General features: G+C 47.2%; 1 protein-coding gene. It reads left to right on the forward strand.

The features are described from left to right. Positions 1-214, forward strand: a 214-nt coding sequence (locus HJY11_RS14500) for a penicillin-binding transpeptidase domain-containing protein (protein WP_368041632.1), incomplete at both ends; no start/stop codon positions are given.

Here is a 214-nt window from a genome sequence, read left to right on the forward strand (position 1 = left end):
ATTTCCCCGTTAGAACAGGTAGAGCTACTGACCGGGTTCTATCACAATGAATGGAATCTGCACCCGGAATACGTGAAAGCAGTAAAAAACGCCATCTGCCTTGCCTCCTCATCTGACGGTTCCCTTTACGGAAAAACCGGAACCGGGCAGGTCAATGGAGAAAACAGAAATGGCTGGTTTATCGGGTTTGTTGAATCTTCGGGACATACAGTAT

Source organism: Bittarella massiliensis (ex Durand et al. 2017) (genome assembly GCF_017566145.1).
Classification (GTDB): domain Bacteria; phylum Bacillota; class Clostridia; order Oscillospirales; family Ruminococcaceae; genus Bittarella; species Bittarella massiliensis_A.